General features: G+C 67.9%; 22 protein-coding genes. 9 read left to right on the plus strand and 13 right to left on the minus strand.

Going from position 1 to position 26,125, the window contains the following annotated elements:
- Window positions 1-66: 66 nt before the first annotated feature.
- The 4 genes from treS (at window position 67) to DI276_RS04840 (ending at window position 6,882) form a co-directional block, all read left to right on the plus strand.
- Window positions 67-1,875 (plus strand): maltose alpha-D-glucosyltransferase, encoded by a 1,809-nt coding sequence (gene treS, locus DI276_RS04825; protein ID WP_112262043.1) that lies wholly within the window; start codon window positions 67-69, stop codon window positions 1,873-1,875.
- Window positions 1,876-1,882: 7 nt separating this feature from the next.
- Complete coding sequence (locus tag DI276_RS04830) at window positions 1,883-3,193, plus strand: maltokinase N-terminal cap-like domain-containing protein (protein WP_112262044.1); 1,311 nt, start codon at window positions 1,883-1,885, stop codon at window positions 3,191-3,193.
- Between the two features lie 3 nt (window positions 3,194-3,196).
- Window positions 3,197-5,392: a 1,4-alpha-glucan branching protein GlgB gene (gene glgB, locus DI276_RS04835; RefSeq protein WP_112262045.1), complete on the plus strand. Its 2,196-nt coding sequence runs from the start codon at window positions 3,197-3,199 to the stop codon at window positions 5,390-5,392.
- Between the two features lie 116 nt (window positions 5,393-5,508).
- A complete protein-coding gene (locus DI276_RS04840) occupies window positions 5,509-6,882 on the plus strand; it encodes a neutral zinc metallopeptidase (protein WP_112262046.1) in 1,374 nt (457 codons plus the stop codon).
- A 63-nt stretch (window positions 6,883-6,945) separates the two neighbouring features.
- Here DI276_RS04840 and DI276_RS04845 read toward each other — a convergent pair whose 3' ends face one another.
- Genes DI276_RS04845 through DI276_RS04855 form a run of 3 tightly spaced genes read right to left on the minus strand, consistent with a single transcriptional unit; the run spans window position 6,946 to window position 8,680 of the window.
- Window positions 6,946-7,677 (minus strand): hypothetical protein, encoded by a 732-nt coding sequence (locus tag DI276_RS04845; protein ID WP_157984520.1) that lies wholly within the window; start codon window positions 7,675-7,677, stop codon window positions 6,946-6,948.
- Complete coding sequence (locus DI276_RS04850; protein ID WP_112262048.1) at window positions 7,674-8,096, minus strand: DUF6114 domain-containing protein; 423 nt, start codon at window positions 8,094-8,096, stop codon at window positions 7,674-7,676. The genes DI276_RS04845 and DI276_RS04850 overlap by 4 nt, the downstream gene beginning before the upstream one ends.
- Complete coding sequence (locus DI276_RS04855) at window positions 8,087-8,680, minus strand: DUF6230 family protein (protein WP_112262049.1); 594 nt, start codon at window positions 8,678-8,680, stop codon at window positions 8,087-8,089. Before DI276_RS04855 ends, DI276_RS04850 begins: the two co-directional genes overlap by 10 nt.
- A gap of 182 nt (window positions 8,681-8,862) precedes the next feature.
- Between DI276_RS04855 and DI276_RS04860 the strand changes: the two genes are divergently transcribed.
- Complete coding sequence (locus tag DI276_RS04860) at window positions 8,863-10,305, plus strand: neutral zinc metallopeptidase (RefSeq protein WP_112262050.1); 1,443 nt, start codon at window positions 8,863-8,865, stop codon at window positions 10,303-10,305.
- Between the two features lie 32 nt (window positions 10,306-10,337).
- Window positions 10,338-11,132, plus strand: a complete 795-nt coding sequence (locus DI276_RS04865) for a helix-turn-helix domain-containing GNAT family N-acetyltransferase (RefSeq protein WP_232836450.1) — start codon at window positions 10,338-10,340, stop codon at window positions 11,130-11,132.
- A 16-nt stretch (window positions 11,133-11,148) separates the two neighbouring features.
- Here DI276_RS04865 and DI276_RS04870 read toward each other — a convergent pair whose 3' ends face one another.
- The 4 genes from DI276_RS04870 to DI276_RS04885 are packed head-to-tail and all read right to left on the minus strand — an operon-like array spanning window position 11,149 to window position 15,100.
- A complete protein-coding gene (locus DI276_RS04870) occupies window positions 11,149-12,111 on the minus strand; it encodes a co-chaperone YbbN (protein ID WP_408610494.1) in 963 nt (320 codons plus the stop codon).
- Window positions 12,108-12,929 (minus strand): SCO6745 family protein, encoded by an 822-nt coding sequence (locus DI276_RS04875; protein ID WP_112262219.1) that lies wholly within the window; start codon window positions 12,927-12,929, stop codon window positions 12,108-12,110. Before DI276_RS04875 ends, DI276_RS04870 begins: the two co-directional genes overlap by 4 nt.
- 10 nt (window positions 12,930-12,939) lie before the next feature.
- A complete protein-coding gene (locus DI276_RS04880) occupies window positions 12,940-14,748 on the minus strand; it encodes a sialidase family protein (RefSeq protein ID WP_157984521.1) in 1,809 nt (602 codons plus the stop codon).
- Window positions 14,749-14,794: 46 nt separating this feature from the next.
- Window positions 14,795-15,100, minus strand: coding sequence for an MTH1187 family thiamine-binding protein (locus DI276_RS04885; protein ID WP_112262053.1), 306 nt, complete (start codon window positions 15,098-15,100; stop codon window positions 14,795-14,797).
- 51 nt (window positions 15,101-15,151) lie between these two features.
- Between DI276_RS04885 and DI276_RS04890 the strand changes: the two genes are divergently transcribed.
- The 3 genes from DI276_RS04890 to DI276_RS04900 are packed head-to-tail and all read left to right on the plus strand — an operon-like array spanning window position 15,152 to window position 17,783.
- Window positions 15,152-15,649: a MarR family winged helix-turn-helix transcriptional regulator gene (locus tag DI276_RS04890; protein WP_112262054.1), complete on the plus strand. Its 498-nt coding sequence runs from the start codon at window positions 15,152-15,154 to the stop codon at window positions 15,647-15,649.
- Between the two features lie 32 nt (window positions 15,650-15,681).
- On the plus strand, window positions 15,682-16,743 hold the full coding sequence (locus DI276_RS04895) for a phosphotransferase (RefSeq protein ID WP_112262055.1): 1,062 nt from the start codon (window positions 15,682-15,684) through the stop codon (window positions 16,741-16,743).
- Window positions 16,740-17,783: a phosphotransferase gene (locus DI276_RS04900; protein ID WP_112262056.1), complete on the plus strand. Its 1,044-nt coding sequence runs from the start codon at window positions 16,740-16,742 to the stop codon at window positions 17,781-17,783. Before DI276_RS04895 ends, DI276_RS04900 begins: the two co-directional genes overlap by 4 nt.
- Here DI276_RS04900 and DI276_RS04905 read toward each other — a convergent pair.
- From DI276_RS04905 to DI276_RS04930, 6 genes are all read right to left on the minus strand, one after another.
- Window positions 17,755-18,078 carry a DUF3817 domain-containing protein gene (locus DI276_RS04905; protein ID WP_112262057.1) on the minus strand — a complete coding sequence of 108 codons (324 nt, stop codon included), beginning with the start codon at window positions 18,076-18,078 and terminating at the stop codon, window positions 17,755-17,757. The genes DI276_RS04900 and DI276_RS04905 overlap by 29 nt on opposite strands.
- Window positions 18,079-18,128: 50 nt before the next feature.
- Window positions 18,129-19,172 carry an ABC transporter permease gene (locus DI276_RS04910; protein ID WP_112262058.1) on the minus strand — a complete coding sequence of 348 codons (1,044 nt, stop codon included), beginning with the start codon at window positions 19,170-19,172 and terminating at the stop codon, window positions 18,129-18,131.
- The gene (locus tag DI276_RS04915) at window positions 19,169-20,080 is read right to left on the minus strand and encodes an ABC transporter ATP-binding protein (protein ID WP_112262059.1); all 912 of its coding nucleotides are present in this window, start codon (window positions 20,078-20,080) and stop codon (window positions 19,169-19,171) included. Before DI276_RS04915 ends, DI276_RS04910 begins: the two co-directional genes overlap by 4 nt.
- Window positions 20,081-20,157: 77 nt before the next feature.
- Window positions 20,158-20,952: a hypothetical protein gene (locus DI276_RS04920; protein WP_112262060.1), complete on the minus strand. Its 795-nt coding sequence runs from the start codon at window positions 20,950-20,952 to the stop codon at window positions 20,158-20,160.
- 83 nt (window positions 20,953-21,035) lie between these two features.
- The gene (locus tag DI276_RS04925) at window positions 21,036-23,270 is read right to left on the minus strand and encodes a helix-turn-helix transcriptional regulator (RefSeq protein ID WP_112262061.1); all 2,235 of its coding nucleotides are present in this window, start codon (window positions 23,268-23,270) and stop codon (window positions 21,036-21,038) included.
- Between the two features lie 28 nt (window positions 23,271-23,298).
- On the minus strand, window positions 23,299-25,506 hold the full coding sequence (locus DI276_RS04930) for a GH92 family glycosyl hydrolase (protein ID WP_232836451.1): 2,208 nt from the start codon (window positions 25,504-25,506) through the stop codon (window positions 23,299-23,301).
- Window positions 25,507-26,125 lie beyond the last annotated feature (619 nt).

Here is a 26,125-nt window from a genome sequence, read left to right on the forward strand (position 1 = left end):
GGACCTCAGGTCCGTGAAAGAGCCCGTTCATGGAGAGCCACTACACCCCCGACGAGGTGGGAGATCATGAACGAAGACACCCGTCCGGACGCGGCGCTGGGGCTGGAAGGCGTCCCCCACACCGGTGAGGCCATCGACGACCAGGGAATGCTCGTCGAGCCGCAGTCCGAGGACTTCAAGTCAGCGAAACCGGCATCGGCGAACCCGAGCTGGTTCAAGGGCGCTGTCTTCTACGAGGTCCTGGTCCGCGCGTTCAGCGACTCCAACGGTGACGGGACCGGTGACCTCAGAGGGCTCGCGTCGCGGCTCGACTACCTGGAGTGGCTCGGCGTCGACTGCCTCTGGCTGCCGCCGTTCTACGCCTCGCCCCTGCGCGACGGCGGGTACGACATCAGCGACTTCCGCGCGGTGCTGCCGGAGTTCGGCACCGTCGAGGACTTCGTGTACCTGCTGGAGGAAGCGCACCGGCGCGGGATCCGGGTGATCACCGACCTGGTCCTGAACCACACGTCCGACGCGCACCCGTGGTTCCAACAGTCCCGTCAGGACCCGACGGGCCCGTACGGCGACTACTACGTGTGGAGCGACGACGACTCGCGCTACAGCGACGCGCGGATCATCTTCGTCGACACGGAGTCGTCGAACTGGACGTACGACCCGGTGCGCGGGCAGTTCTTCTGGCACCGCTTCTTCAGCCACCAGCCGGATCTCAACTACGAGAACCCGGAAGTGCAGGAGGCGATGCTCGACATCCTGCGGTTCTGGCTCGACCTCGGCATCGACGGGTTCCGCCTCGACGCCGTGCCGTACCTCTTCGAGGAGGAAGGCACGATCTGCGAGAACCTGCCGCGCACGCACGAGTTCCTCAAGCGCTGCCGCAAGGTCGTCGACGACGAGTTCCCCGGCCGGGTGCTGCTGGCCGAGGCGAACCAGTGGCCGTCCGATGTGGTCGAGTACTTCGGCGACCCGGAGATCGGCGGCGACGAGTGCCACATGGCGTTCCACTTCCCGTTGATGCCGCGCATCTTCATGGCGGTGCGGCGCGAGTCGCGGTTCCCGATCTCGGAGATCCTGGCGCAGACGCCGGCGATCCCAGAGAACGCCCAGTGGGGCATCTTCCTGCGCAACCACGACGAGCTGACGCTCGAGATGGTGACGGACGAAGAGCGCGACTACATGTACACGGAGTACGCCAAGGACCCGCGGATGAAGGCGAACATCGGCATCCGCAGGCGTTTGGCCCCGTTGCTGGAGAACGACCGCAACCAGCACGAGCTGTTCACCGCGCTGCTGTTGTCGTTGCCGGGCTCGCCCGTCCTGTACTACGGCGACGAAATCGGCATGGGCGACAACATCTGGCTCGCCGACCGCGACGCCGTGCGCACGCCGATGCAGTGGACCCCTGACCGCAACGCGGGTTTCTCGAGCTGCGACCCCGGCCGGATCTACCTGCCGGTGATCATGGACCCGGTCTACGGCTACCAGGGCCTGAACGTCGAAGCACAGCTCAACAACACGTCGTCGTTGCTCAACTGGACCCGCCGGATGATCGAGGTGCGCAAGCAGCACCACGCGTTCGCGGAGGGCGACTTCAGCGAGCTCGGCGGCTCGAACCCCAGCGTGCTCGCCTACAAGCGACTGTGGAAGCGGCCCGACGGGCGCGAGGACATCGTGCTCTGCGTGAACAACCTGTCACGCTTCCCGCAACCCGTCGAGCTGGACCTCTCCGAGCACCGCGACTACACGCCGCTGGAGCTCACAGGAGGTGTCAAGTTCCCCTCGATCGGGGAACTCCCCTACCTGTTGACCCTTCCCGGTCACGGTTTCTACTGGTTCCAGCTGGTAGAGGCGGGCGACGACAGCGAGATGAGGTGAATCGCGCATGATCGATCCCGACGAGCTCGCCGACAAGCTGGTCACCACCCTGCCCGACGTCCTGCCCACCCTGCGCTGGTTCGGTGGCAAGGACCGGCCGATCAACGCCGTCCGTCCACTGCGGACGACACCGCTGTCCGACGAGATGGTGCACGTGATCGTCGAGGTCGAGCAGCCGGGCCGCAGCGAGGAGTACCAGCTGATCATCAGCGAGCACTCCGACGGTTTCGACGCGACGGCCGATCCCGACCGCAACGGCCTGCTGCTGGAGAAGATCGCGGCCGGTGAACACGTCGACGGCATCACGTTCGCGCACGAGCAGGGTGTCGAGCTGCGCACCTCGTTGCGCGGCAGGCCGATCGGCGTCGAGCAGTCCAACACGTCGCTGATCTACGGCCAGCAGTACATCCTGAAGATCTTCCGCAAGCTCGCGCGCGGCGAGAACCGCGACCTGGTGATGCACCGGGCGTTGCGTTCGGTCGGTTGCGAGCACATCGCTTTGCCGTTGGGCTCGATCTCGACCGAACTGGACGGCGAGCCGGTCACGCTCGCGATGTTGCAGGAGTTCCTGCCGGACGCGGTCGAGGGCTGGGACATGGCCAAGACCTCGGTGCGCGACCTGATGGCAGAGGCCGACCTGCACGCGGACGAGGTCGGCGGTGACTTCGCGGGTGAGGCCTGCCGCCTCGGGCACGCGGTGGCGAAGGTGCACGCGGATCTCGCCGAAGCACTCGGCACGCGGCTGGCGGACGACGACGCGATCACGCACGCCATCGAGGGCATGCAACGACGCCTGGACACCGTGCTCGACGCGGTGCCGGAGCTGTCGCGGTACGAAGAGCCGTTGCGCGCCACGTTCGAGGAGGCGCGGCAGCACATCGGCGCGATCCCGATCCAGCACATCCACGGCGACCTGCACCTGGGCCAGGTGCTGCGGACCGTGCACGGCTGGCTGCTGATCGACTTCGAGGGCGAGCCGGCGGCACCCGCGGCCGAGCGCAACGCGCTGAAGTCGCCGTTGCGCGACGTGGCGGGGATGCTGAGGTCGTTCGACTACGCGGCCAGGCAGCTGCTGATCGGCCAGCCCGACGACGACCAGCTCGCCTATCGCGCGATGGAGTGGACGAAGCGCAACCGGGCGGCGTTCTGCGACGGGTACGCCGAGGTGGCGGCCGATCCGCGGGACAACACGCATTTGCTGCGTGCGTTCGAGCTGGACAAGGCGGTCTACGAGGTCGCCTACGAGCACGCCAACAGGCCGGAGTGGTTGACGGTGCCGCTGTCGTCGATCGCCCGGATGACGAGCGGAGGAGAGTGAGTCGTGAAGGCTGACCTGGACCGATTGCTGTCGGGAGCCCATCACGACCCGCATTCCGTGCTGGGTGTGCACACCGATGGCGACCAGGTGATCGCACGGGCGTTGCGGCCCGGTGCGTCGTCGGTCGCCGTCGCGTGGGGTGACAAGCAGGTCGAGCTGCCACGTATCGCGGACGCGCTCTTCGAGGGCGAGCTGCCGGAAGCGCCCGGCGACTACCGGCTGTTGGTGTCCTACGGCGACCACACCGTCGAGGTCGACGACCCGTACCGGTGGCTGCCGACCGTCGGCGAGCTGGACCTGCACCTGATCGGCGAGGGCAGGCACGAACGGCTCTGGGACGTGCTCGGCGCGCGCGTTCGAAGCTATGAAACGACTTCCGGCGACGTCACCGGTGTCTCGTTCGCGGTCTGGGCGCCGAACGCGCGCGGTGTGCGCGTGACGGGCGACTTCGACGGCTGGGACGGACGCGCGAACCCGTTGCGGTCCATGGGTTCTTCCGGCGTCTGGGAAGTGTTCCTGCCGAACGTTCCCGTTGGCTCGCGGTACAAGTTCCGCATCCTCGGTCAGGACGGCGTGTGGCACGAGAAGGCCGACCCGATGGCGTTCGCGACGGAGAAGCCGCCGCAGACGGCCTCGGTCGTGACGCGGTCCGAGTACCAGTGGCAGGACGCGACGTGGGAGGCGCGGCGCGAGGCCACCCAGTGGTCGAACGCGCCGATGTCGATCTACGAGGTGCATCTCGGGTCGTGGAAGCCGGGTCTCGGCTACCGGGAGCTGGCGACCGAGCTCGCGGACTACTGCGCGGACATGGGCTTCACGCACCTGGAGCTGCTGCCCGTCGCCGAGCACCCGTTCGGCGGTTCGTGGGGCTACCAGGTCACCTCGTACTACGCGCCGACCTCGCGGTTCGGGTCGCCGGACGACTTCCGCTACTTCGTCGACACGCTGCACCAGCGCGGCATCGGCGTGATCGTCGACTGGGTGCCGGCGCACTTCCCGAAGGACGCCTGGGCGCTCGCGAAGTTCGACGGCACCGCGCTGTACGAGCACGCCGACCCGCGGCGCGGTGAGCAGCTCGACTGGGGCACGCACGTCTTCGACTTCGGACGCAACGAGGTCCGCAACTTCCTGGTCGCGAATGCGCTGTACTGGATCGAGGAGTTCCACCTCGACGGGCTGCGCGTGGACGCCGTCGCATCGATGCTCTACCTCGACTACTCGCGGCCGGAAGGCCAGTGGCTGCCGAACGAGTACGGCGGCCGGGAGAACCTCGACGCGGTGCGGTTCCTGCAGGAGCTGAACGCCACCGTGTACCGCCGGCACCCCGGTGTGGTGATGATCGCCGAGGAGTCGACGGCGTGGCCGGGCGTGACGCGGCCGACGCACCTGGGCGGACTCGGGTTCGGCTTCAAGTGGAACATGGGCTGGATGCACGACACGCTGCACTACCTGTCGCGTGAGCCGATCCACCGGTCGTTCCACCACAACGAGATGACGTTCTCGCTGGTCTACGCGTGGAGCGAGAACTTCGTGCTGCCGCTGTCGCACGACGAGGTGGTGCACGGCAAGGGCTCGCTGTGGGGCCGGATGCCGGGCGACGACTGGAACAAGGCCGCCGGTGTGCGGTCGTTGCTGGCGTTCATGTGGGCGCATCCTGGCAAGCAGCTGCTGTTCATGGGCGGCGAGTTCGGGCAGCAGCAGGAGTGGTCGGAGTCCCGTTCGCTGGACTGGCACCTGGTCGAGCAACCCGGCCTGCACCAGGGCATCCAGGCGCTGATGCGCGACCTGAACTCGGTGTACAAGACCGCAGCGGCGTTGTTCTCGCACGACGTGACGCCGGAGGGCTTCCAGTGGATCGACGCGAACGACTCCGGCGGCAACGTGCTGTCGTTCCTGCGCATCGGTGAGGACGGGTCGACGCTGGCCTGCGTGGCCAACTTCGCCGGGATGCCGCACCACGACTACCGGGTCGGTCTGCCGTCCGCCGGGCGGTGGAAGGAGCTGGTGAACACCGACGCCGCGCACTACGGCGGTTCGGGTGTCGGCAACATGGGCGGGGTGGAGACCGAGGCCAAGCCGTGGCACGGGCGGCCGTACTCCGCGTTGCTGCAGCTACCGCCGTCAGGTGTGCTGTGGCTGGTGCCCGACCCCGCGGCCGAGGCGGTGACCGAGGCTCTGCCGGTGCTCAAGGCCGACTGATCTCCTCCGTCGCCGGTGCGGTGAACCTGATCAGTCCGCCGCACGTTGGCCTCTGTATGCGCCTGAGTTCGACGAGTAGGACGCCCCTCAAGCCGACCGGCAGGCACAATGGGTCCATGCGGCACCGGAGCATCGCGCTGATCGTCGCCACCGCCCTGCTCGCGGTCGGCTGCACCGCTGAGATCCCAGGGCGCCCGCGTGCCGCCAAGGTGGTGAAGAAGGAAGCCTCCACCGAGACCGTCCAGGTGCGCGGGTCGGACAACGGCCCGATCGACAAGCTGGCCGCCACCGCTCTCACCGACATCGACGAGTTCTGGAAGCAGTCGTTCCAGAGCACGTTCAGCAAGCCGTGGAAGCAGCTGAGCGGCGGCTACTACTCGGTCGACACGGCCGACGCCACCGCGAAGCCGCCGCCGTGCACCCAGAAGGCCGCGGACGTCGAGGGCAACGCCTTCTACTGCCCGGCGGCCGACGCCATCGCCTGGGACCGCGCGTCGCTGCTGCCGGTGCTGCAGGACCGCTTCGGCGAGGCCGCCGTGGTCGTCGTGCTGGCCCACGAGGTCGGCCACGCCGTGCAGAGCCGCATGGGCATCACGCCGGAGGCCGAGCGCCGCGAGCCGGAGAAGTACCCGACGATCCTCACCGAGGCCCAGGCCGACTGCTTCGCGGGCGCGTTCGTGCGCAACGTGACCGACGGCAAGTCCCAGCGCCTCGACATCGGCACGGACGCCCTGGACAAGGCCCTGGGCGCGCTGATCACGTTCCGCGACCCGGTCGGCACCTCCCCGGAGGACGAGCAGGCGCACGGCAGCGCGTTCGACCGCGTGGCGGCGTTCCAGGACGGCTACGAGCAGGGCACGAAGTTCTGCGCGGCGATGTCGGTGCAGAACCGCACGTTCACCCAGCGCGCGTTCACCAGCACCACGGACCGCGCGAACGGCGGCAACCTGCCGTTCGCCGAGATGCTCAGGTCCGTCACCCCCGACCTCGACGGCTACTTCAAGACCCTGGCCACGACGGCCGGCAAGACCTGGCCGTCCCCGAAGGCCGAATCCGCGACCACCGAGCCCACCTGCTCCGGCGACCAGGGCCCGGTCGCCTACTGCCCGTCCGACAAGTCCATCAAGATCGACACCCAGGACGAGCTCCCTGCGCTGCACAAGGAGCTCGGCGACTACGCGACCGGAACCCTGATCGCGAGCCGCTACGCCCTGGCCGAACTGGCCGTGCAGGGCAAGCCGATCGAGGGCGAGGAGGCCTCCGCCGCCGCGCTGTGCCTGGCCGGTGCGTACACGGGCGCGGTGTTCTCCCGGCCGGGCAACCAGTTCGGGTTGTCGCCGGGTGACTTCGACGAGGCCGTGACCGTGCTGCTGCGGTTCGACTACGCGGCCCGTGACGCGCGCGGTGAGGGCGCGGTGGATCCGGGGTTCGAGCGCGTGGCGCGGTTCCGGGAAGGCGTGTTCGAGGGGCCGAAGAAGTGCGGTCTCTGAGCTGAAACGAACTGGAGCCCGCACAGCCTCAGGGCGTGTGCGGGCTCCAGAGCTTTGTGCCGGTCAGCGCCTCTCGACCGGTGCCTGGTCGGACACGACGGAGATCTGCGCGCCCGGAATCGTGAGATTGCCGCCCTTGAGATCGCTGTTGCGCACCGTGACGTCGTGGAACGTCGCGAACGGCACGTTCAGCGGCGGCGGGTGGGCCGCCGTGTAGTCGACCGGGATCTTGATGCCGAGGATGTCCAGCTTGCCCTTGAGCTGCACGGTGAACAGCTCGATCAGCGGTGGCGCCGGCCGGCCCGGCAGCGGGACCCGGTTCACCGTGGACGTGCTGCCCGCACGTGCCGCGGTGACGAGCTTCAGTCCCGGCCCGACCTCGGCCGTCTGCACCAAATCCTTGATCTTCATGTCGGACGTGGTGAACTTCAGGACCTTGATGACCTGACCGTTCACCACCGAGTCGACGATCCCGACGAAGTTCAGGCCACCGAGCTCCAGCCTGGACGCGGTGAGCGTCCACTCACGCCCTCCCGCCGCCACCGGGGCAGGGGCCGGTGGCGGGGGCGCCGACGACGTTGGCGGCTCCGTGCTCGGCGGAGGAGTCGGCACGGACGACGACGCCGGCGGTGGAGTGGCACTGCTGCTCGACGCGGGTGGTGGCTCCGAGCTGGTCGTCGGCACCGGTGACGAGCTGCTGCTCGGATCGGGCGGCGGCTCGGTGGTGCTCGACGGCGGTTGCAGCGCCAGGACCGCGATCATGGCGACCGCGGCCATCGGCTGTGTTCGCATCATGTGGGTTGGACCCTCTGGGTGGGCTCGGCGCCGTTCTTCGCCTTCTTGGGCTTCTTCGGCTCGTTCGTCCACGCCACGGCGAGCGCGCCGCCGAGCAGGCTGAAGATGGTGCCGAAGAGAAAGCCGCCGAGGTTGGTCACGACGAGCGCGACCAGCGACAACAGCACCGTCACGAAGCCTGCCGCCAGCCGGAACTTCGGCGCCACCCACAACGACACCGCGCAGACGGCCAGCAACGAACCGATCAGCAGCGCGGACACGCCACCGAGCGTCTGGATCGAGATGACCATGTCGCCGAGCTTCAGGTTGGCGTACGGCGGAATCAGGATGATGAGCGCGCCAATCGCCACGAACAGGCCGGCCCAGAAGGGCCGGCCACGTCGCCACGCGGTGAAGCCGCGCCAGAACCTCAGAAGCACTCGTCTTTCCCGTTGCGAATGCTCAGGTTCATGCCCTTGAACCTGATGGTCTGAGCTGTCGTGGACCAGGCCGTCTGCTTCAGGTTGGCGATGTTCGCCGAGTCAGCCTGCAGACCGAACGAACCCGGCAGACCCTTGAGGCCGGGCGGTCCCTTGGTCACCTTGCTCGCGTCGATGCCGATGTCGGGGGCGCCGAGCACCAGGTCACCACTGAGGTCGCTCAGACCGACGACCAGGTTGTCCGCCGACATGCCACCCACGTCGGCCGCGGTGATGCGCATCGTCACGTCACCGACGATCGGCATGTGGGGCACGAACACCGACTGGCAGAACTTGTCGAGCGTCGCGGACTTGAAGCCGCTGACCGCGACGACGTGCACCTGCCCGTTCGCGCTCGCGTCCACACCACCGAACTGGACGAAGCCTTCGCCCTTCAAGTTCGACGCGCCCACCTTGAAGCTCGTACCGGACACCGCGAACGAGGCGGCCAGCGCTCCCTGGGACATGCCGAAGAGGAGGACACCTGCTCCCACGGCACCCATCCCGAGCACCCCGACGAACCGTGCCCAGCGCGTTCTACCCATACCGCCAAACTCCTTCCACACCGAAGGCTTGCAGGGAGGGACTGTGCGCTCCGAAACATCAGTGAGACAACGAAAACGAGTCAGCGCAGTTTTGAAATCACCCCAGGGGGTGAGGAAATTTCACGTTTGGCCCCTGGTCCTTGCGACAGGCGTATGAACGGCACTTAGTAGTGTTCCGAGCCATGGGGATCGGACGAATCGCCGTGGCACTGGCCGCGACTGCAGCCCTCACGGCCTGCTCATCCGTGATCGAGGGCGCACCGAAGGGCGAACGCCCCGACCCCACCAAGGTCGCGGGCCTGGAGATCTCCAACGGCCCGTCCGGTCCGAAGCAGGGCGTGCCCGACGCGGACCTGAGCGTCGAGAACGGCGACGGCGGCGAGATGGACCAGTTGGCCATCAACACCCTCGCCGACGTCCAGGAGTTCTGGAAGGCCGAGATCCCCAGGTCGTTCCCCGGCAAGACCTTCGAACCGGTCAAGCGCTTCATCTCCTACGACTCCAACGGCAAGGGCGTCGAGGTCTGCCGGCTCAACACGGCGGGCATCGCCAACGCCTTCTACTGCGCGTTGGACGACAGCATCACCTGGGACCGCGGCGAGCTGCTCCCGATGCTCGAGGACTCCTTCGGTCCCATGGCCGTGGTGACCGTCCTGGCGCACGAGATGGGCCACGCCGTCCAGTACAAGCTCGGCCCGGCCTCGAACATCGGCGCCAACACGCCGTCCATCGTCAAGGAGCAGCAGGCCGACTGCTACACCGGCGTCTTCATGCGCTGGATCGCCGAGAACAAGTCGAAGCACTTCGAGCTCTCCACCGGCGAGGGCCTGAACCAGGTGCTGCAGACGATGTTCTTCATCCGCGACGCCGCAGGCACCTCCTTCGAGAAGCAGGGCGCGCACGGCAGCGCGTTCGACCGCGTCTCCGCCTTCCAGTTCGGCTTCGTCCGCGGCGCCACCCGGTGCGCGGAGATCAACGAGGCCGAGATCGACAAACGCATCACCGAACGTCCCTTCGACCTCTCGGACAAGGACCAGGGCCAGGGCCGCGGCAACGCGCAGATCAACGAGGACAAGTACCTCAGGGCCCTGGAGGAGTCTCTCCGCGACGCGTACAAGTCGAGCGGCGCCGCCTTCCCGGCCTGGGACCGCCAGGGCATCAAGTCCTGCGCCGACGCCCAGACCACCTCCCCGGCCTCCTACTGCCCGGCGGTGAACCAGCTCCAGCTGGACCTCCCGGCCCTGGTGAAGATCGGCACTCCCCCGAAGAAGGGCTCGAAGGGCGGCGTCGGCGACTTCGCTGCGTTCGCCGTGATCGCCTCTCGCTTCTCGCTTTCCATCCAGCACGCCACCGGCTTCAAGCTCGACGACGACGCCGCAGGCCAACGCACCGCCTGCCTGACCGGCGCCTGGGCGGGCCGCACGAACCGCCCGGAGCCCGCAGCAGGCCTGCGCCTGTCCCCCGGCGACCTGGACGAGGCAGTGGCCGAACTGCTGGCCGACAACAGCCTCATCGCGGCCGACGTGAACGGCAAATCCGTCCCCTCCGGCTTCGCCCGCGTGGAAGCGTTCGGCGACGGCTTCTTCCGCGGCCCCTCGTACTGCGTGAAGAAGTATTCGGTTTGATTATTTCATCGACGAGTGTCGATACTTGCTCCGTGCTGACCGACGAAGCCGCGACCTACGCCTCGTGGTTCTCAACCCTGTCCGACCCGACCCGCGTCCGCCTGCTCCACCACGTGGCCTCAGCCCCGGGCGCGGTGACCGTCGGCGAACTCACCACCCTGCTGGGCGTGAGCCAGTCCACCTGCTCCCACCACGTCCGCAAACTGGCCGAAGTGGGCTTCGTGCACGTCCAACGAGAAGGCACAGCCACCCTCGTAACCGTCAACCCGGCGTGCTGCACGGGTCTCCCCCACGCCGCCGACGCCGTGATGGGCGCCCTGAGCACGGGCACAGTCCGTCCGGTTGCCGGCGTATCCATCCGCGCCATGACCGCCTCGGACTGGTCCGACGTCCGCCGCATCTACGGCGAAGGCATAGCCTCAGGCAACGCCACCTTCGAAACCGAGGTCCCGTCCCGCCGAACCCTGGAATCCAAGTGGCTACCCGACCACCGCTGGATCGCCGTGGTGGACGGCTCTGTCGCCGGCTGGGCCGCCGCAACACCCGTGTCGCCCCGCGAGTGCTACGCCGGCGTGGTCGAAACGTCGATCTACGTGGCCGACGCGCACCAGGGCCGCGGCGTGGGCAAAACCCTGCTGCACCACCAGGTCTCGGCAGCCGACGCCGACGACCTGTGGACCCTCCAAGCCGTGATCTTCCCGGAGAACCGGGCCAGCATCGCGCTGCATCACCGAGCAGGCTTCCGAACCGTGGGCGTACGCGAGCGAATCGCGCAGCACCACGGCGAATGGCGCGACACCGTCCTTTTGGAACGCCGCCGCCCTTGACCGCGGCGGCCCCAAATCAGTACAACGCCGAAGCCAAGTTCCGCCGAGCAGCAGCAACCCGAGGATCATCAGCCGGGAACAACTCGAACAGCCCGACCAAATGCTGCCGAACCCGATCCCGATCCTCCCCGTAAACCCGCCGAACGGTGTCGACAAGCCGCCGGAACGCCTCCTCAACCTGCTGCAACGCCACCTGAGCATCAGCAGCAGCCAACTGAGCCTCGACGTCTTCCGGAGCCGAGTCAGCCTTGGCGATCACCGCAGGATCAACGGACTCGGCCCGCTCAGCGAACCGAGCCTGCGCCAGCCCTTCCTTGGCGAGCTCATTCCCGGGCTCAGAGGCAAGAATCTCCGAGTAGTACCCCTGAGCAGACGCATAGTCCCCACGCTCAAAGGCCTCCTCAGCAGCAACAATCCGAGGATCCTCGACAACCTCCTCAGCAGCGACCGGAGCACCAGCCCGAGCCTCACCAGCCCGAATCCCAGGCAGCCGATCCCGCAGAGCGTCCAGCAACCGAGCCACCCAAGCCGACAACTCGGCGTCAGCAAGCGGCCCGGCAAAAGCGTCAATGGGCTGACCACCGGCAACGGCGACAACGGTCGGCACCGACTGCACCCCGAACGCCTGGCCGATCCGAGGCGCCTGCTCCAGATCGACCCGCGCCAAGATCCACGAGCCACCGGACGACTGAGCCAACCGGGTCAGCGAGGAAGCCAGCTGCTGCGACTCCGGCGAGTAGGAGGCGCCCAGCAGCACCACCACGGGCACCTGCAGGGACTGCTCGACCACCGCCTGGAACGACGCCTCGGTGACGTCCACGATCCACGGCGCGGAGCCGTTGTCGGCACCCCCAGATGCGGGAGGCGCCGCAGCGGCCTGGCGGGCGGCGTCGGCTCGGGCCTTCAGGGCGCCCAGGTCGACGGCACCCGAGAGAGCGGCGGACAGTGCGGCGGTCTTGCGAGGATCAGGCCTTGTCACGTGTTCCATCCTGGCACGGCTAGTTCCCGGACCGGGTCCAGGGCCATCGGGTTGATGCGCATCGCCTCGTTGGCTGAAGCGATGCGTAGTGCGAGCGGTGTCATCAGCTCGATGAACCGCGATGTTCCAGAGGCGCCCAACGCCTCCCACGGGCCCGCAGCAGCAGCGTCAGTTGCACGCTCCACTGCAGCTAGATCGCCGGGCACGTCGGCCAACGACCACTCCTCAACGGTCCAACCACGCGCGGCGCGCATGTATGCCGGATCGAGGGAGTGTTCGCGGGCGTAGAGCGCAAGCGCTTGGCACGGGCCCACGCCATGAGCGACCAACGCCGCCACGTGACCGTCGCCGCGGGCCTCGCGCAAGATCGTGCAGGCGTGCCACAGGGCCAGGTGCGGCGCAGCAGGCCACGGCAACGCGCGGTTCGCGGCGGCCAGCGGACGGCCGGCCACGTCGACTGCCAATGCCGCCTCACGAGCCAAAGCAGCAGCCTCGACGATCTCAGGCGTGGAGACGTCGCCCAGCAGACGACGCAAAGCGAGATCCACGCCCTCCAACCGAACCTGCAAGTAAGCGGCAGGCGAGGCGACCGACCACGCGTCGGGCAGGGCGCGCGACACCATGCGCGGGGCGAAGTTGTAGAAGACAGCCGTCACCAACTCCGGTGACGCGGCACCGAGCGGTGCGGCGCGCATGCCGAAGTAGCCCATCCAGCCGCCCTTGCAGCCCAGCGCGTCGGTCGCGGCGCGGGACTCGGGCGTGAAGTACGTGACGTCGTGGTAAGGCTCGAACCTCAACCACAGCTGCCTCGCGTCCACGCCCGACACGCTAACCCAGCGAACGCCGGTGCACGGATCCGCTCACCGTCCCGGCGTAGAGCGTTCGGCCATCCGTGGAGACCAGCAGTGCCTCAACGCCGAGTGAGACCTCCGGACCGCCGAACACGGTCCACGAACGACCGCCGTCCACCGACCGCAGAACGCCCTTGCTGGATCCCTCGAACGAGATCGAGCCGAGGTACAGCACTCCATCAGGCGCAACAGCGATGGCCGACAACTGCTCCGAGGACACCCGAGGCACCTCCACGAAGGAAGTCCCGTCGAACGACACGAACACCGAGTTCTGCCCAACGGCCACCACGTGCCGGGGATCGCGCGGATCCACGAGCACCGAATTCATCCGTCCGGGCAACACCTGCCGCAACGAAACACCGCCGTCAACCGACCGGTAGAGCCCGCCGGCATCAGCGAGCCAGATCCCGGAGGGATCAGCCGCAATCGTCTTGATTCCGCGCAACCCGGCATGAACCCGCTGCACGAAGGACAGCCCGCCGTCCGAAGACACGTAAAACGCGTTGATCAGGTACGCGCCCAAGTACACGCGATTGGGTGCAAAAGGATCGAACACCAGCGAACGCGTGTTCCCCGGCATCTCAGCGGTCGTCACCCAGGTCCGGCCACCGTCCAGCGACCGCTCCACGAAGATCGTGTCCTGCGACCCGCGATACCCGTTCCGCCCGCGCAGCACGACCCCGTCCCGCGCCGCCAGCGCACCGATCCGGTTGCCGATCGCATGCGGCGCCGACCCGTCGAAGTCCCACTCCTGCGACGTGACCGGCAAGTCCGTCCGGTACGACCCCTGCATCGTCCCGGCCAGCAAGGACCGCCCGGAAACGGCCAGCGACAGCACGTGCGCCCCAGGCACGCCGACGCGCTTGAAGTGCTCGTGATCGGCAGTCGCGTAGACGCCACCGGACGCGTACACCCACTGCCAGTCGGGCAGATCGACAAAGCTGCCGATCTCGGTGTACACGTCCACCCGTGCCACCGCGTCGGTCCGCTTCCAGGTCACGCCCAGGTCCGCGCTGATGAAGTGCCCGTCCAACGTCTGCACCTGGATCCAGCCGTTGCCGGTGATCCCGCCGTACAAGATCCACGACGACGTCCACGGCCCGGAAACCGCGCGCCAGGTAGCGCCGCGGTCCACCGAGAGGTGCACCCCGCCGCTGAACTTCCGCGCCACCACGACATCCCCGCGCGACGTGATCTTGTCCGCCGGAACGTCGAACGCAGACCACTTGCCGCCCCGCAGCACGTGCACGACCCCACCAGCGGCCACGACCAGGTCGGAGCCCACGACCTGCACGTCCTCCGCGGCAGCAGGCGACCCAGGCAGCAACGACCACCCCAGCCCGCCGACCCCGCGATAGACCCCCTCAGCCGAAGCCGCGTACGAGAACCCACCACCGAAAGCGACGTCCTGCACCTCGGAAGGCGTCCGCAACGCGACCGAGAACGACAGCCCGCCGTCGACGGACCGCAGCACCGAGCCGGCCCCGCCACCGCCCTCGTACCCGGCCACGAGCACGGTGTCCGGCCGCGCGGGATCCGCCGCGAGCCCGTTGCCCCGCATCTCCGGGAACAACCGCCCCTGCCGCCAACTGCGGCCGCGGTCGCCGGACCGGAACACCTGCTGGCCCGCGCCCGGCAGCACGTAGACGACGTCGCGGGCGAACGCCAGGTACCCGCCCGCGCCGTTCGGGCCGATGTTCTCCCACTTGCTGGACGGCCCAGGACCGGCGTGGGCCGACGGGACGACCGCCAGCAACGCGGCCAGCAGGGTGATCACGAATCTCACGAGACGCGCCTCCGCTCGACTCCAAACGGTCAGCGGCGGAGCACGATCATGGCGTGTCGGCGAGGTGCTCCTCAACCCGTTCGACCTTCGCCCGCAACTGCCCGGTGTAGCCGGGCCGGATGTCCGCCTTGAGCACGAGGGACACCCGCGGGGCGCTGGCCTGCACGGCTTCGGTCGCGCGCTTCACCACGGCCATCACCTCGTCCCACTCCCCCTCGATCAAGGTGAACATCGCGTTCGTCTCATTGGGCAGGCCGGACTCCCGCACGATCCGCACCGCCTCGGCCACCGCCTTGGCGACGCCTCCCGACGAGTCCGAACCGGACGGAGCAACGCTGAACGCGACAAGCACACGTGCCTCCCTGATGATCCCTGCGCGTACTGACTGGTAGCTTCGGTCCCCATGACACCGCTGCCGTTCGATCCGATCGCCCGCGCGGCCGAGCTGTGGGACGACCGGGTGGGTCCGTCCACCTCGATGGCTGCCGTCACGAGCGTCATGCGTGTCCAGCAAATCATCCAGTCCGCCGTGGACGCAGCCCTCAAGCCGCACGGACTCACGTTCGCGCGCTACGAGGCGTTGGTGCTGCTCTACTTCTCCCGCAAGGGCGCGCTGCCGATGCGGGTCATGGGCGAGCGCCTGCAGCTGCACCCGACGAGCGTCACCAACATCGTCGACAGGCTGGAGAGCGACGGCCTGGTCCGCCGCACCCCGCACCCCACCGACCGCCGCACCACGCTGGTGGAGATCACCGACGCGGGCCTCAAGCGCCGCGAGGACGCCACGGCCGCGGTGGTCGAGGTCAACCTCGGCCTCAAGGGCCTCACCGACCGGCAGACCGAGCAGCTCACCGACCTGCTGGCCAAGGTCCGCAGGGCGAGCGGCGACTTCGAGGACTGAAATCCGGTTGAGCCCGCCGCGATGATGGTCGAGTGGCAGAACGGACGATCATCGCGCTGGTCAGCGCACCCAGCGGGTTCGTGGGCCGCACCAAGAAGTCCCTCCCGGTCAAGAGCATGTGGTGGTCGGACGCCGAGTCGGTGAACGCGGCGCTCGAGCCTCTGCTGCACGTGCCGACGAGCGTGCTCAGGCTGATCTCCGCGACGGCCGACGAGTCGGCGTGGGGAGGCGAGCTCATCTATCACGTCGAGGCGCACCGCGAGCCCGACCGCAAGCACGTCCGCAGGCACCTCCGTGCCGCCGAAGCACCCGAAGCCGACGCCCCGCGCAGGCAGCTCTGGGCACGGCTGGGCGGGCCGGCGGAGCTCGTCGCGTGGGCCGACTCCCACATCCAGCGCACCAGACGCGCAGTGCAGGTGAAGACCTGGAACCTGTCGAGCGTGCACCGGCTCGACACGACTGACGGCACCGTGTGGCTCAAAGCCGTCCCATCGTTCGTCCAGGACGAGGCAACAGTGATCAAGATGGTCGCCGCGCACGACCTCTCGCTCGTGCCGGAGGTGATCGCCTCAGCCCCGCACCGAGTGCTGCTCAGCCACGCACCCGGCGGCGCCTGCTGGCCGATCAAGCCCGAGCACGTCGACCTGATCGTGCCGCGCTGGGTCGCCGTGCAGCACGCACTGGCCGGTGAGCCCCGAGTGCCGCCGTCCGCAGTGCCGATGCCGGACTTCGGACTGCCGGACACGTTGGTGCACGGCGACTTCACCCCCGACAACTGGACGGCGAACGGCATGATCATCGACTGGTCGTTCGCGATGTGGGGCAACCCCGCGCTGGACGTGGGCCGGCTGTTGGACTACTGCCCGCACCTGTACGGCCACATCGCGAAGGTGTGGAGCGACGCGTGGCTGCGGCACCGCCCGGACAGCCGCCCGCTCGACGCCCTCGACGCCGCCCGCCGCGCCGCGCGCCTGCAGCACGCCATGACGTACCAGGAGGTTCACGATGAGGCCGAGGACTCCGATCGGATCTACCACCGCGACTCCTCGGCGCACGCGCTCAGTGCCGTGCGAAGGCTGGTGACCACCCCGTGACCGAACGGTCGATCATCGCCCTGATCAGCGCTCCCAGCGGGTTCGCGGGCCGCACCGACGCGCTGCCGGTCCCCACGTCGGACTGGAACCACGTCGAACCCGTCAACGAGGCGCTCGAAGCGCTCCTGGGCGTCCGGACGAGCGTGCTCAGGCTGATCTCCGTCGAGGGCGGCACGTACATGGGCGGTGGCCTCGTCACCTACCACGTCGAGGCACACGACGAACCCGACCGCACGAAGCTCCAACCCTCGTGGGAACCCAGTGCGAACGCCAGGAACAGGCTGCCGTACGCGCGACCAGGCGGACCCGCGGAGCTGATCGCGTGGGCTGACGGTCAGATCGAGCGCACCGGACCGGCCGTCCAGGTCCGCACGTGGAACCTCTCGACCATCCACCGGCTGCCCACCGCGAACGGCCCGGTGTGGCTGAAGGCCATCCCGTCGTTCTTCGCCGACGAAGGCGCGGTGATCAAGATGGTCGCCGAGCACGACCCGACGCTGGTGCCCGAGGTCATCGCGGCAGCACCGCAACGGGTTCTGCTGGGCGACGCGCCGGGCGACAAGTGCTGGCCGATCAAGCCCGAGCACGTCGAGCTGATCGTGCCGCGCTGGGTGGCCGTGCAGAACGCCCTGGCTGGCGCTCCGCGGATCCGGCCGAGCGCGGTGCCGATGCCGTCGTTCGGCCTGCCGGACACGCTCACCCACGGCGACTTCCACCCCGGCAACTGGCGCGCGGGCGGTCAGATCATCGACTGGTCCGACGCGGTGTGGGGCCACCCGGCGCTCGACGCGTGCCGGGCGATCGAGCACAGCCCGTCCGAGATCCACGACCACATCCGGAAGGTGTGGGCCGAGGCGTGGCTCGCACACCGTCCGGACAGTGAACCGCTCAAAGCGCTCGAGGTCGGCCGCCGCGCGTCACACCTGCACAACGCGGTGAAGTACCAGGAGTTCCTGGACAACATCGAGAAGTCCGAGCGGATCTACCACGAGGGCGACCCGCAGACGGAGCTCAGAGCTGTTCGGGAGCTGCTTCGCTGAGGCGGCCGGTCCGGTTGGCCCAGCGCTCGAAGATCACCGTGCCGAACGGCGGGATGCTGGAGAGCAGGCCGAGCACCAGCGTGCGGGCGTCCCACTTCAGCGGCTCCTTCGCCATCAGCGTGACGAGCACGAAGCCGACGAAGATGATGCCGTGGATCGGGCCGAAGATCTTGACGCCGATCTCGTTCTGCACGACGACGTACTTGAAGAACATCCCGAGCAGCAGACCGGCCCAGGAGATCGCCTCGGCCAGCGCGAAGATGCGGAACCGTCCAGCCACGGTGGAGAACGTCATGGTTCCCCATCATGAACCGTGATGGGGAGCACACGACGACCGGGTGTGTCCTATTCCTCCCATTTGAAGACGCGACTCGCCAGGAACCCGACGACGAGTGCGAAACCGACCAGGATCGCCGCCGGCACCACGAGAGCGTCGATCCCCTTGCCGCGCACCAGCACGTCGAGCATGCCGTCGTTCATGTGCCGCAACGGGAAGATCTTCGACACGGTCTGCAGCCACGCCGGCGCCTGGTCCACCGGGAAGAACGTGCCGGACAGGAACGCCATCGGCAGCACGACGATGTTCGCCGCCGCCGAAGCCGCCTCCTCCGTCTTGGCGAACGCGCCGACGAGCATGCCCAGCGCGAAGAACGCGATGGTTCCCAGCAGCAGCAACGGAATCGAGAGCCACCAGGAGCCGGCCAGCTTCAGCCCGAACACCGGCAGCGACGCGATGCCGACGAAGATCGCGCCCTGCACCAGCGCGACGCCCGCGCTGACCAGGATCCGGGACGACAGCACGGAAGTCGCGGACACGGGCGCCAGCCGGATCCGGCGCAAGACCTGCTTTCGCCGCCACGACACGAGCGTCAGCGCCGAACCGAACACCGCGGACACCGCCACACCCCAGGACAGAATGCCGGGCGTCAGGTACTGGATCGGCTTGAGCGACGCGTCCTCGACCTTCTCCGCGGCGAAGGTGAACCGCGGCGGCTGCCCGGTCGCGGCGAGGTTCGCCTTGTCCACGAACCCGTTGACGATGCCGACCACGGTCGCCGACTTCACCTGGTCGCTCTGCGCGAACCGGACGTCGAGCTGCTGCCCGCGAATGATCAGCGCCGCGGGCAGGTCGCCGTCCTTCACCTTCTGCACGGCGGCGTTCTCGTCGTTGTAGGACTCCAGTTCCAGCGCACCGCTGTCCCTGAGCGCGCTGACGATCGGGCCGTCGCCGACCACCGCGATCCTGGTCTTGTCGGCACCGACGTCGCGCAGGATCAGACCGAAGATCACCAGGAACATCAGCGGGAACAGGAAGGTGAAGAACAGCGTCACCTTGTCCCGGATGAACCCCTTGAACATCGCCAGCGAGAGCGTCTTGAACGCGGTCATGCGCGGTACTCCCGCCCGGTCAGGTTGAGGAAGACGTCTTCGAGGGTGGCCGTGCGGACCTGCAGACCGTCCAGCGCACCGCGTTCGGCCAACGCAGAGAGCACCGGAGCCGGGCGTCGCGTGGAGATCGTCAGCGACACCTCGTTCTCGTGGGCCTCCTCGACACCGTCCAGCGCGGACGCGTCCACGACGGACATGGCGCCCTTCTGCAACGTCACGTGGGTCGGCGCGTCCAGGCCGCGCACCAGTACAGCGGGAGGGTCAAGCGCGAGGATCCTGCCGTTGTCCATGATGGCCACGCGGTCGCAGAGGATCTCGGCCTCGTCGAGGTAGTGCGTGGTGTAGACGATGGTCTTGCCACGGGCCTGGATCGCGCGCAGCACGTCCCAGAGGTTGCGCCGCGCCTGCGGGTCGAGCGCCGCCGTCGGTTCGTCGAGGAAGACGATGTCCGGGTCGTGCACCAGTGCGCACGCGATCGAGAGGCGCTGGCGCTGGCCGCCGGAGAGCTTGTTCTCCTGCTCGTTCGCCTTGTCCGCGAGGCCGACGAGCTCCAGCATGTCGGCCGCCGTGCCCGCGCTCACCCCGTAGAGCGAGCCGAACGTCTGCAGCTGCTCCTTCGCGGTGAGCTTCTCGAAGAACGACGACGCCTGCAGCTGCACGCCGATGCGCGGCAGCAGCTTCACGTTGCGCGGCCACGGGCTCTCGCCGAGCAGGGTGACCTCACCGCTGTCGGGTTCGCGCAGTCCCTCGATGATCTCCAGGGTCGTGGTCTTGCCGGCACCGTTGGGCCCCAGGATGCCGAAGAACTCGCCCTCCGCCACGGTGAACGAGACCCCGTCCACGGCTTTCAGCTCGCCGTAGCTCTTGCGGACGTCCCGCACCACGACCGCCGACCGTTCCTCTGTCATGGGCGAACGTTAAGGCAGCGCGTCTCGAACCGTGGGCTGGAACGACGAAAGTCGGCGCGAAGTCGAGACGTTCGAAGTCAGCAACCCGACACGAGCAGAGGACTTGCGGTGTAGACGTCGTTGAGCCGCCGCAGTGCCGAGGCGAACTGCTCGAAGCGGGCCCGCGGGACGGCCGCGCGCACCTCGCTGATCATCTGCCAGAGGTAGCGGTGCTCGGAGGTCTCCATGATCGACAACGGCCGGTCGTGCCGGACGTCGCAGGCGAACGCGAGCGCGACCGTGGCTGCCCGCAGGCAGGCTGTCGCGAGCGTCACGCAGTCCTCGACCAGCGGACGGTCGTCCTGGGCGCGCACCACGCCGCTGACCGCGAACCGCACGGCCTGCATCAGCGCGAGGTAGAGGCGCTGGCCGGCCTGGGAACGTTCGTGCGGCAGGTACTCGGAGCCGGGTCCGGGTGTCACGACGGTCATGCCGACCTGGGGGCGGCGCAGCACGTGGTCGAAGAGCGCGGTCGGTGCCCAGAGCAGCGTGCGCCAGGAGTCCTCGCTGATCGAGGTGCCCATGCGCGCCGCGTTCTCCAGCACGTCGAGGTAGGCGATCAGGATGCTGGACAGGAACACGCCACCGCGGTCGCCGCCCACCCGCACGATGCCGAACCGGTCGTCGTGGCACGCGTCACCGGTGCCGTAGCCGGGTTTCCACTCGATGACGTCGCTGCTCGCGAGCACGACGCGGGCAAGCCGCTGGTGCACGGGCGAAGCCGAGAGCACCGTGTCGTCCAACCCCATCTGGACGAGCATGGACGCCGCGTGCTGCAGCGACTCACGTCTTTGCGGCACGAGGTCGGGGTGCAGCAACCGGAACGGTTCCACGTCGCCCCCTCCCCTCCGTTGGTTGTACCCACAATGAACGGCGGGAAGCGCGAAGTCATCCGGATGAACCGCAGCGTTACGTCTCAGTTGGACTGGGCCCACGCCATCAGCTGAGCACGAGACGAAAGATTCAACGCGGCCTTCACGTTGTGCACGTGGGATTCCACGGTGCGGTGCGAGATGCCGAGCTTCGCGGCGACCTGCGCGTTCGTCATGCCCTGCGCCACCAGCTCGACGACCATGCGCTGCCGGTCGCTCAGCACGGTCTCCTTGTCCAGCGCGGTTTCCACGGCATGGCGCACGTCCATCGCCCGGCCGGCGCTCACCGCTCGCGTGAAAGCCGCACGGGACAGGGCTTCCCGTGCGACGTCCAGCGCGGCGTCCATCTTCCGCCGCCACCACGGCTGGGCAGGAACAACCCACGTCGCGCGCAACTGTTCGCACGCCACCAGCAATCGCACGCCGAGCTCGTGCCGTCCGGACAACACCGCGACCACCGCACGACCCTCGACCGACTCCAGCACGGCTCGCGGCACGTGCGCCGACATCCGCACGCCTTCGGCGAACCGCGCTCCCGCAGCCGTCAAATCCCCTTGTTCCAAAGCGATGCAACCCCACGTGTGCACGACGACGGCCACGATGTCCGGCCGTGCGTGCGCCCGCAGGATCGGCAGCGACTCCTCGACCAACAGGGCGGCTTCGCCGATGTCACCCGTGTTCAGCAGGCACCAGCCGAGGTTGTGCCGCGACACAGCCACACTCACGTCGTTGCCGTTGCGTACGCCGTGCTCGATCGATTGGCGCAACGCCGATACGGTGTTCGGCAGATCGTCCGCGCCGTCGTAAGCGCCCGCTAACGTGCGGTGAAGACGGCACATGATCTCGTGCTGCCCACCTGCCTGGGCCGTCTCGACCGCCTCGGCCGCGTACTTCACCGCGTCGTCGTGCCGTTCCTCGTGGCTCGCCAACAGAGACGCGTACTCCAGCGCCAGGATCCGGTAGCGGGCATCGGCGGGCGTCTGGTCCAGCACCTGCATCAGCACCGCGCCCGCCTCGGCGAAGTAACCGCGGTCGAAGCACACCCTCAGCAACACCGTCGCGAGCATCAGGCGGCGCTCGTCTTCCGGAATCACCAGATGGGCGAACGCGTACACCACGTTGTCGTACTCCTGGTGCTGCGCGGTCAGCTGCTCCGGCGCCAGGATCGACGACGCGACACCGGGTTCACCCAACCCGCACAGCCAGGCGATGATCCGTTCGGCGGTGACCTCGTACTCGTTCTGCTCTTTGAGGCGTTCCTCCGCGTAGAGGCGCACCGACTCGAGCATCCGGAAGCGGCCGTCGCTCTCCCGCACCACCAACGACTTCGCCTGCAACGCGCTGAGCAGGCCGATCACCGGACCGCCGTGCACGACCTGGGCGATGTCGAGCCCGAACCCGCCGGGCAGCAGCGCGAGCCGGCGGAACAGCTCCTTCTCGTGCCTCGTCAGCAGGTCGTGACTCCACGCGATGGCCGCGCGCAGACTCCGGTGCCGGGTCCGTTCGTCCACGTCGCTGAGGAGGTCGAGCCGCTGGTCGAGGTGGTCGGCGAGCTCGTCCAACGACACGGACCTGGAAACCTTGGCCGCGAGCTCCACCGCGAGCGGCACGCCGTCGAGCCTTGCACAGATCGCCGCGATCGCCTGTTGGTCGCCGTGCTCACCCGCCCGTTCGGCGAACAACCGGACCGCGTCCTCGTCCATGCCGTGCACCGGGTAGACGGCCTCGCCGACGGCTCGCAGCGCTTCCCTGCTGGTGGCGAGAACCTGCACTCCCGGACACCGCGACAGCAGCGCGTCCACGACGTCGCAGCACTCCTCGACGAGGTGCTCGCAGTTGTCGACGAGCAGCAGGATCCTGCGGTGCGCGAGCTCCTGGAGCAACGTGGTCCGCAGCGCGACCCCCGCGTGCTGGTACACCCCAACGGCTTCGGCGAACGCCTGCACCACCTGGTCCGGTCTGCTCAGCTTGCCCAACTCGACCGTGCGCGCCTCGGTTCTCCTGGCCCGCTCGGCGAGCTCGACCGCGAGCCGCGTCTTGCCGACGCCGGCCGACCCGACGAGCGTGAGCATCCGGTGCTTGCGCAGCAACGAAAGCAGCTCCGCGAGCTCACGCTCCCTGCCGACGAACGCGTCGTCGTAACCGGGTAACTCGGCGACCACAGTGGACGTACCGGCGGACCGCTGACGGTAGGCACGCTGACGGCACGCGTTCGAGCAGTACCGCGCCCGCGACGGCAAGGGCGCGAATTCCGTGCCACAGCTCGCGCAGGTGCCCATTGGACGAGCCTACGACCGTTTTTGCGTCTCAATTGGAAAGTGTGTGGAGGTCGACCTCGAGCGTGGTTCCCGAAGTGAGCTCCGCGAGCTCGATCCGATCTTTGCTCCGGTTGAGCCACCCGCTCCGAATCCGCTCCACCACCTGCGTCTTCGTGGTGTCCGCGCCCTCGGCCTTGATCACGATGTCCTTGCCGTTCTCGAGGTGGACCACGGCCCTTTCGTACCTGGGTGCGTGTGGCACGAACTCACCAGTTCCCGGCACCGCGGGATACATCCCGAGCGCGCTGAACACGTACCAGGCCGACATCGTGCCGAGGTCGTCGTTGCCCGTGACGCCGGCAGGCCCGTTGACGAACAACGTCTGCGCGGCCCGCACGACCACCGAAGTCTTCTCCGGCCGGCCGATGAGCGCGTACATCCACGGCGCGTGCAGGTCCGGCTCGTTGTTGGGGTTGTACCTGAACTGGTTGTAGTAGTCGTACGGCCCGACAACCCACTTCTCCCTGACCGTTCGCTTCGGGTCGATCAGCAGGTCCTGGTAGGCGAAGAAGTCGTCCAGCCTGGCCTCGGCCGCCGCCTTGCCACCGAGCGCGGTGATCAGCCCGCTGATGTCGTGCTGGACCAGCCACTGGTACTGCCAGGCGGTGCCTTCGTGGAACCCGTCCGGCCCCTGGGGGTTGAACGGACTGAGCCACGCGCCGTTGCTCAGCTTCGGCCGCGGGAACCCGGTGAAGCCGCGGTCCGTGACGCTGTGGTCCCAGAGCTGGCGGTGGTTCTCACCGCGCTTCCTGAGCCGCTCGGCGTCTTGTTCGTGTCCCAGCGCCCCAGCCATGATCGCGAGCGTGGCGTCGGCCAGCGCGTACTCGAGCGTCGCGCTTGCACCGTGGTGCGGGTCGGTGTCCTGCCCCTTCTTCGGGAAGCGCTTGTCGTACTGGACGAATCCGTTCTTGAGGTAGCTCGGGTTGCCCGACCTGCCCTGGAAGCGGGATGCCTCCGGCGGCACCCCGTCGACGTTCTGTTTGAGAGCTTGGTACGCCTGCTCTTCGTAGTTCTTCAGGTGACCGAAGCGCCACAGATCGACCAGGAACGGCGTGACCGGGTCGCCGGTCATGCAGTTGGTCTCCTGGTTGGCGTAGGCCCAGCGCGGGAGCCAGCCGCCCTGCTCGTGGATGGCGAGGATGCTCCTGGCGATGTCCTTTGACTTCTGGGTCCGGATCAGTGCCAGCAACTGGTTGTGGGCGCGGTAGGTGTCCCAGAGCGAGTAGTACTCGTAGTACGTCCAGCCATCTGCTTGATGGATCTGGTTGTCGAAGCCGCGATATCGGCCGTCCACGTCGCTGCCCGTCAACGGCTGGAGCAGCACGTGGTACAGCGCCGTGTAGAAGACTGCCCGTTCGTCCCAGTCCTCGGTCTCGATCTCGATGCAGCAGAGCTCTTTCCGCCAGGCGTCCTGCGCCTCGTTGCGGAGGTCGTCGAAGGACTTGTTCCAGGTTTCCTTTGTCAGGTTGTTGCTCGCGCCTGCTTCGTCTACTTGCGACAGTGCGGTGTACGCGGTGACCTGGCCCGGGCTGAAGGTGACCCAGGCGCCCCTCAGGCCTGCGCCGCCCGCGGAAGTTCTCTCTTTGGGCCTGGGTCCGTTCGGCGACCACGTGCCGAACTCCTTGAAGGGCCGGTCGAACGTGGTGGTGAAGTAGCTGATGTACGGCCTTCCACCGCAGAACGCCTGCGTTTCCACGGTTCCGGTGATCGTGCGGTCGTCCAGGATCTTGATGCTGCTCGCGGACACCGGCTCTTTGTCGTTGGCCTGGCCGACGTTGATCAGCAGCGTGCCACTGACCCCACTGGGGAACGTGTACCGCTCGACACCGGCCCGCGTGGTCGCGGTGCACTCGACGGTGATGTCGCGGTCGAGCTTGACCTTGTAGTAGCCGGGCTTGCCGATCTCACCGTCGTGGCTGTACTTCGCGGCGTACCGCTTGTGGTCGAAGCTGGCCGGCAGCTGCGTGACCGGGAGGATCGGTACGAGGCCGCCCTGCTCCCAACACCCCGCGCCGGACAGGAAGAAGTGCCCGAACCCGCGGATCACCTGGTCGTCGTAGCGGTAGCCGGCGTAGTGGGAGCCGACCGGGCTGGAATGCGCCTTGCCGAAGGGCATTGACGCGCCGGGGAACGTGTTGCCCTCGTCCTTTGTGCCGATGAACGTGTTTACCGACTCAATGGGATCCAGTGCGTCCACGGCCTCCACCCTAGTTGGGATTTTCGGGTGGTGGAGGGGTCGTGGGGTGGTCCGGTTGGGTGGTTGCGGGCCAAGGCGGTGGTTGGCGCGTCTACGTGGGTTGGGCGCGTGCCAGCCGGATTGGGCGCGCGCCAGGCGGGTTGACGTGTGCCAGGCAGGGTTGGGCGCCTGTCGCAGTCGGGTTGCGTTTCAGCGTGGTCGCGTTGAGCTGGACGGGCCGGGTCATTTCATCGCCGCTTCGCGACGATCGCGATTGGGGCTTGACTTCGGGGCCCTTTCGAGGCGCTGCGTCGGACGGAAAAGGACGGATGCTTCGCAGCCGTCCGATCCGCGAAACGGTAGCACCTCGATCCCAAAGTCAAGCCCCAATCGCAGGCGTACGTGGTTGCGTTGGGTTGTTCAGCGTGCGGTCATTACCGCTTACCCGATGACGCATAGCCCTGTCCGGCTCGCTTCGCATCGCCACACGAGGTTGCCTTCGGTCCGCGTTGCCATAGGAACATCGGCTCGGCTCGGCTTCGGCTTCGGCTTCGGCTTCGGCTTCGGCTTCGGCTTCGCGAGATATAGATGGAATCCTCGTGGCGCGCTCCCGGAATGGCGTCAGCGGGTATCGCCGACG

The organism is Lentzea terrae (genome assembly GCF_003265345.1).
Taxonomy (GTDB): Bacteria; Actinomycetota; Actinomycetes; order Mycobacteriales; family Pseudonocardiaceae; genus Lentzea; species Lentzea terrae.

What these genes read in the sequence shown, in the direction of transcription:
- treS (WP_112262043.1), top strand. Translation starts at nt 67, where the DNA reads ATGAACGAAGACACCCGTCCGGACGCGGCGCTGGGGCTGGAAGGCGTC.
- DI276_RS04830 (WP_112262044.1), top strand. Translation starts at nt 1,883, where the DNA reads ATGATCGATCCCGACGAGCTCGCCGACAAGCTGGTCACCACCCTGCCC.
- DI276_RS04840 (WP_112262046.1), top strand. Translation starts at nt 5,509, where the DNA reads ATGCGGCACCGGAGCATCGCGCTGATCGTCGCCACCGCCCTGCTCGCG.
- DI276_RS04845 (WP_157984520.1), bottom strand. Translation starts at nt 7,677, where the DNA reads ATGATGCGAACACAGCCGATGGCCGCGGTCGCCATGATCGCGGTCCTG.
- DI276_RS04855 (WP_112262049.1), bottom strand. Translation starts at nt 8,680, where the DNA reads ATGGGTAGAACGCGCTGGGCACGGTTCGTCGGGGTGCTCGGGATGGGT.
- DI276_RS04860 (WP_112262050.1), top strand. Translation starts at nt 8,863, where the DNA reads ATGGGGATCGGACGAATCGCCGTGGCACTGGCCGCGACTGCAGCCCTC.
- DI276_RS04890 (WP_112262054.1), top strand. Translation starts at nt 15,152, where the DNA reads ATGACACCGCTGCCGTTCGATCCGATCGCCCGCGCGGCCGAGCTGTGG.
- DI276_RS04905 (WP_112262057.1), bottom strand. Translation starts at nt 18,078, where the DNA reads ATGACGTTCTCCACCGTGGCTGGACGGTTCCGCATCTTCGCGCTGGCC.
- DI276_RS04910 (WP_112262058.1), bottom strand. Translation starts at nt 19,172, where the DNA reads ATGACCGCGTTCAAGACGCTCTCGCTGGCGATGTTCAAGGGGTTCATC.
- DI276_RS04915 (WP_112262059.1), bottom strand. Translation starts at nt 20,080, where the DNA reads ATGACAGAGGAACGGTCGGCGGTCGTGGTGCGGGACGTCCGCAAGAGC.
- DI276_RS04925 (WP_112262061.1), bottom strand. Translation starts at nt 23,270, where the DNA reads ATGGGCACCTGCGCGAGCTGTGGCACGGAATTCGCGCCCTTGCCGTCG.